This window comes from Syntrophomonas sp., assembly GCF_028707975.1.
In the GTDB taxonomy this organism is placed as follows: domain Bacteria; phylum Bacillota; class Syntrophomonadia; order Syntrophomonadales; family Syntrophomonadaceae; genus Syntrophomonas.
The window spans coordinates 1-6,018 of record NZ_JAQVZX010000102.1 but is presented as its reverse complement, the minus strand read 5'-3'; the positions used below and the strand labels follow the sequence as shown (position 1 = coordinate 6,018).

The 6,018-nt window shown below is 43.6% G+C and carries 5 protein-coding genes; all 5 read left to right on the top strand.

Features of this window, described 5'->3' with window-relative positions; genetic code table 11:
* Nucleotides 1-404: 404 nt before the first annotated feature.
* The gene (locus tag PHP87_RS10210; protein ID WP_299921005.1) at nucleotides 405-941 is read left to right on the top strand and encodes a thymidine kinase; all 537 of its coding nucleotides are present in this window, start codon (nucleotides 405-407) and stop codon (nucleotides 939-941) included.
* A gap of 349 nt (nucleotides 942-1,290) precedes the next feature.
* Nucleotides 1,291-1,977: a queuosine precursor transporter gene (locus PHP87_RS10205; protein ID WP_299921003.1), complete on the top strand. Its 687-nt coding sequence runs from the start codon at nucleotides 1,291-1,293 to the stop codon at nucleotides 1,975-1,977.
* Nucleotides 1,978-2,025: 48 nt separating this feature from the next.
* On the top strand, nucleotides 2,026-2,736 hold the full coding sequence (locus PHP87_RS10200) for a DUF6884 domain-containing protein (protein ID WP_299921001.1): 711 nt from the start codon (nucleotides 2,026-2,028) through the stop codon (nucleotides 2,734-2,736).
* An 88-nt stretch (nucleotides 2,737-2,824) separates the two neighbouring features.
* Nucleotides 2,825-4,864: a DUF3578 domain-containing protein gene (locus PHP87_RS10195; RefSeq protein WP_299920999.1), complete on the top strand. Its 2,040-nt coding sequence runs from the start codon at nucleotides 2,825-2,827 to the stop codon at nucleotides 4,862-4,864.
* 4 nt (nucleotides 4,865-4,868) lie between these two features.
* Nucleotides 4,869-6,018: DUF2357 domain-containing protein (locus PHP87_RS10190; protein WP_299920997.1), on the top strand; the 1,150-nt coding region annotated here is incomplete at its 3' end.

The following is a 6,018-nucleotide window of genomic DNA, read 5'->3' as shown; positions in this document are numbered from 1 at the left end:
GGAGCCTTTGAATCTCACCTCAATGGAATCACTGGAAGCCAGTATCTCCTTTACCCTTGCACTATTCATATAGAAATACGCCCTTTCCCTAAAATATAATTCTGTGCTTAATATGCCACCGGGGCAATTTTTTAATCAATATGCTCTAAAATTGGCTTTTAGATTATGACGCCCCTATCAGAATACATGTTCCTTTAGCTCATTCATTAGCTCATCAGCAGTATAAGCCTGGGTTCCATACGCGGCCTCCTTTTTGGTAAATCAGATTATCTCAATATCCAAACTTTTTATATTTATTCTATTCCAGGTAATAGAATTCCAACAATATGACTGGCATAGGTAAGAGGAATTTTGCGGAATGCAGCGAATATAGCCTGTATAGCTAAAGTATTTTGGAGGTTTGCATGGGCAAGATTGAAATAATTACCGGCCCTATGTTTGCGGGTAAAACAACCGAATTGATGCGAAGACTTGAACGCTATACCCTGGCAGGCAACAATGTTGTTCTATTCAAACCACATATTGACAGCCGAACCGAGACGGAGATAGCCACATCCTCGGTCAGGCAGCAATTCAGCGTTCCGGTTTTGATCCTGCATAAACCAATCGGCATCGAAGCTGCTGTGGTGGCAATTGATGAAGCCCAGTTTTTTGAAGAATGGATTTTAACCTATGTTCAATCACTCAAGGACCAGGGAAAAACTGTAATAATATCCGGTTTGGATATGGATGCTCACCGGCGTCCATTTGGATTTATGGGTCAGCTAATGGCCATAGCTGATTCGGTAAGCAAATTGACCGCCGTTTGCCGCTGTGGTAAAGATGCGGTATACACCTGGCTCAAAAACAGTCTCCCCCAGCCCAAGGGAAATCTTATTTTAATCGGTGATAGTGAAAAATATGAGCCCAGATGCCGACAATGCTACGCATCCAAGACATGAATAAAATGATGCTTGGTTTTCCTCAACAGTGGGAACTTTGCTCACTGTGTAAGCCGCCCCCTTCAGGGCCAGGCAATAATATTTTGCTAAATGCATGATTGATGTCACTGCAAAAAGTTATAAATATGCATTAACGTGCATATTTATACCGCTCAGCTATATTAAGCGACCGAAGGGTGTGTAGGGAACGACCCCCGTGTCGTTCCGAATCAGGCTTCGCCAGTGCTTTGTATATTTATGCAACCCTTATGCAACAAAAGGGGTTATTGCAGTAGAGTCATGATTCTATTTATACTTTGGATAGTAAAATTGGGTTGAAAGAGTTTTTGAGTTGAGAGGAGATTGGTTATTGATTAAGGAACAGAATAAACTGTCGCACTTATTTGTCATCATTGCCTGCCTTTTTGTAACTGCTTTGTTGCTATCCAATATCATAGCGGGGAAACTAATCACCATTGGAAGCATGATCCTGCCCGGGGCCGTAATCCTATTTCCCCTGGCTTATATCTTTGGTGACATCCTTACCGAAGTTTATGGTTATGGCCGAGCCCGGATGGTTATATGGACCGGTTTTGCCTGCAACATTCTGATGGTAGGGGTTTTTTTCCTGGTTATTGCGATACCCTCCCCCGGCTTTTTTGAAGCGGAAGAGGCTTTTGCGACCGTTTTAGGCATGACCCCGCGTATTGTTATGGCTTCCCTTTTAGCATACCTCTTGGGGGAATTCTCCAACGCTGCTATTCTGTCGCGGATGAAGATATTGACCCGAGGGAAGTGGCTGTGGACTCGCACCATTGGTTCTACCCTGATTGGGGAAGGGCTTGATACCATAGTTTTTATCACCGTCTGTTTTCTGGGAGTGGTACCCAATGCAGTTCTCCTGCAGATGGTGCTTTACCAGTACCTTTTTAAAGTAGCTTTTGAGATTCTGGCTACTCCTCTAACTTATGCGGTGGTGGGATGGCTTAAACGCCGGGAGGGTATTGATACCTACGACCATGAGGTTAGCTATAATCCTTTTCAGTTGAATATTTAAGCCTGAGAAAACAGTGAAAAGTCTTAAGAATTTTCAAGGAGTATCTTCATGCAGAGAATATTGCTAATAACAGCCTGTACAGGCAGTAAAACATATCGACCGGATGGTGCTTTGAGAAAGGAAGACTTCCTGGATGCAGAAAGGTTTAAAGAAAAAAGTAAAAAGCTAAATCCTTACCTTCTCCCGGCTGGAAAAATGTATACCGGAGCTCAGCACCTTCGTTTAAACGAAGGTGTTTTAACATTGCGGAAAAAGTATGGAGATGAGACGATTGATGTCTATATTCTATCCGCCGGCTATGGACTGATTTCGGAGGATTATCCCGTATTGCCTTATGAGATAACATTTAACAAAATGAATAAAGGCGAAATACTGCAGTGGGCACAATTCCTTAAAATCCACGAAGAAACGGAGAAGTTGTTGCCGCACTATGATCTGGTTTTCTTCCTCTTGGGTAAGAACTACCTGCAGGCATTACAATTGCCATTTGAAAAAGTTAACGATAAGCAGCGTTTAGTGTTTATTTGCAGCAATAGCAGCAAAAAGCTCATTCCAAAAAAACACCCTTATTATAGAATAGCTATGGGTCACAATGATGCGAGGGAATTTAATTATGGATTGGTAGGATTGAAGGGACAATTATTCAAGTTCTTTGCCCATGAGGTGGTAAAAAGCAGGGGTTTATTGGAGGAGGTTTACGAAAATCCCCAGCGGTTTGTTACTTGTTTGGAACATTATAAGCAAAAGTCGCATGCTTAATTAGGCAGGATAAATTTGCCATATAGGCGAAATAAAAGTAAAATGCATATTAAGTCACTGTGAAAGCAACGGGAGGGGGGGACCTGCAGTGATTAAGGATGTACCAGTAGAGTCTATCCTGGATGCTATGCGGCAGTTTGATGAAGAATATCGCAGCAATGCAGAATGGTTAAATTGGCAGAATAACAAGAACCATAAATATGCAATACAAAGAGAGGGTCAGCTCTATCCCGTAAAGTACATAATTTCTATAGCAACCGGGGATCCGGTGAGCTCATTCAGCGGCGGGGATGAGGCTAATAATTATCTGATAAAAAAGGGTTTTAAGATAATAACACTTGCTGATGAACGAGAAAGTGAAGCAGTTAGGGGATTAGCTGAAAACTTGGCCATTATTTTAAAAGATTATGTATCTGCTCGTTTAGGCCAGCCATTTAGTTCAAATCATCGAATATGGCAAGTTTTTAAGGATATAGAAGGGAAAATTAATGATAACGGTAATATACCAAATAATGTTACACTACGGTGGAGTGTAGGGCAGGGAAACTGGGCCAAAGTACCCTGGATAGCGTTTATGGATAAAAACAAAGCAGATTCGATTCAGAATGGCATTTATGTTACCTATTTATTCTGCCAGGATATGCAGGGATTATATTTATGTCTGATGCAAGGGGTAAGCGAAATTATCCAAACAGTGGGGCGAAGAAAGGGTTATCAGCAGTTGCAACAGAAAGCAGAAGAAATACGCCCCTTCTTGAAGGAACTGGAGACAACAGGTTTTAAATTGGATAATAACATGAAATTATATGCGGATAGTAGTCTGGGAAGTGATTATGAAAAAGCAACTATTGCTTACAAATTTTATCCAGCTGAAACATTACCTAGTGATATTGAACTTACTCGGGATTTGGTTACTATACTTAACGCTTATCTTCATATTAATGAATCAAATTCCGGCTTGACCGCTACCGGTAAGGGGAATGATAGAGTGGAAAGACTACTTATGAACATTGCCGCCCAGGGCTATACCTTCGAACCGTGGCAAATAGCAGCGTATGTTGCTGCTTTGCGTACAAAACCATTTGTAATTCTGGCAGGGGTTTCCGGTACGGGAAAATCAAAACTACCGGCCTTAATCAGTCACGCAACCGGTGGAAATTGTCATCTGATTCCGGTAAGACCTGATTGGACTGATAGTTCGGATGTGCTTGGCTACTGTGATTTACAGGGGCAATTTAAACCAGGTGCTTTGCTGTCAATAGTTCGGGAGGCCGCAAAAAATCCCGATAAACATTTTGTTTGCATTTTGGATGAGATGAATCTGGCTCGCGTGGAACACTACTTTGCCGAGGTTTTGAGCCAGGTGGAAAACCGCCACCATGATGGTACCGGCGGATTTATTAGCGGGCCGCTTATCTCCCAGGATTTAAAAGAGGAAGATGCCCAATGGGGGCAGCAAGTATTGCCACCTAACCTGGCTATCGTAGGGACTGTCAATATGGATGAAAGTGCTTATGGATTCAGCCGTAAGGTACTGGACCGTGCTTTTACCCTGGAGTTTTCTGAGATACATTTAGAATCCTGGGAAAATGAGAGTGCTGAGACTCCTGATATTAATATTTGGCCGGTTGAACTCTGGTTTCCCCGGGCCATTAACCTGAACGGGCTGCAGGAAATTACGGCAGAAGAAAAGCAGAAGATAGAAGAGGTTATCGCGATACTTACCGAAGTTAACAGCGTTTTGATTCAGGCCCAGTTGCAGGTTGGCTACCGAGTAAGGGATGAAGTAGCTTTATTTGCATTACATGCAGAAGAAATTATAAGCTCATTCGTTAACAGGGACGGGATACAGTTCAATCCCCTGGATTTAGCCTTACAGATGAAAATATTACCCCGAATTATCGGGGGCAGCACCCCGGTACGCAAGGTGGTGTTGCAGTTACTAGGTTGGGCAGTTAAAGGGTCAAATAGTATCAGCGAAGAGGATGCCCAGATAATGATTGATAAATGGGATAAAACGGGGCGGCCTACCTTCCTGGCAGATGCCCGCTATCCCCGCACTGCGGCAAGACTATGCCTGATGTGGGAACGTTTAATTAGCGAAGGATTTACATCTTATTGGATGTGATGATATGGAGCAGCTTTTCGAATTGTCTAGTGATCTGGTACACCTGAAATTTAGTTTATCCAGTAACAAAGGACCAACAAAACCTCCAGGTCAAGAAACCTTTGGACGTCTGGTTATTACCACCCACCGGTCAGGTCTTACCTGGCAAAAAATATGGCGCCAGGGTATACCCCCAAAGCTGGCAGATTGTCCGCAGCAGCATGTCGGCCCCTGTCTTTTCGAAGAAACCAACTATAAGCTGTATGCTCGGTCCCAGCCGGGTCATAAACTGGATATAGTGCACCGTGATCCGGTTATAATTAGAGATTTGGATTACGATGATGTTCATTCCACTGTTTATGGATATATTAACTTCGGTTCTCAGGTAGGGTATAGCGAATTTACGATACTGGTTGATGATAAACCGGAGTTTTCATTTCAGGTCGAGGTTTTCCCCAGCAAGTTGGACTATGCCAATGATTACGAGGAAATACTGGCATCGATACAGGATATGATGACAGGTTTGGCCATGGAGTACCTGCGCTCAACCTACCAAATGGGTACCACTACCCCTGTACCATCGACTAATTTAGAATGGTTTGTTCTCTTAAGGGGCCTTATAGACGATTTGGAAAGAGCCTTAAACTTTATTGCCAGTAAACCGGTAAGGGGATTGCAAAGAGAGCAGATGCCGGTAAGGGTAGAGAAGATAAAGCATGTGAATGGACGGGTTTTGGCTGCAGTAAGGAAAGGTTTAGGCCGGGGTGGTTTTGTTCAGACCAGAAGTAACATACCGGTTCGCCAGTATATTTATGAAGACCGTCCTCGCAGTACCCTGGACACTATGGAACACCGCTGGTTGTCACGGCAGCTGCAGCTTATTCGGCAGCGATTAAATCGTTTACACCAGGAAGAACAGCAGTTGGAACTGACTCCCCGGCGCCGCACGGCTTTGCAGGAATTAGAGAACATGGAAAAGCGGATGTTGCGGCTGCAGGGTCTGGAACCGCTGGCTGCTGCCAGTGGGGAAATACCGGCAAGTTTTGTTTCGCTGCAGTTATTGGGGTCACCCGGCTACCGGGAAGCTTATGCCAACTGCCTGGCTTTAGCGCTGGGTCTGCGAATCGAAGGTGGTCCCTTACAGTTATCAGTTAAAGACTTGAATCTATTATATG

Coding starts and splice junctions, on each gene's coding strand:
- PHP87_RS10210 (WP_299921005.1), top strand. CDS start 405: ATGGGCAAGATTGAAATAATTACCGGCCCTATGTTTGCGGGTAAAACA.
- PHP87_RS10200 (WP_299921001.1), top strand. CDS start 2,026: ATGCAGAGAATATTGCTAATAACAGCCTGTACAGGCAGTAAAACATAT.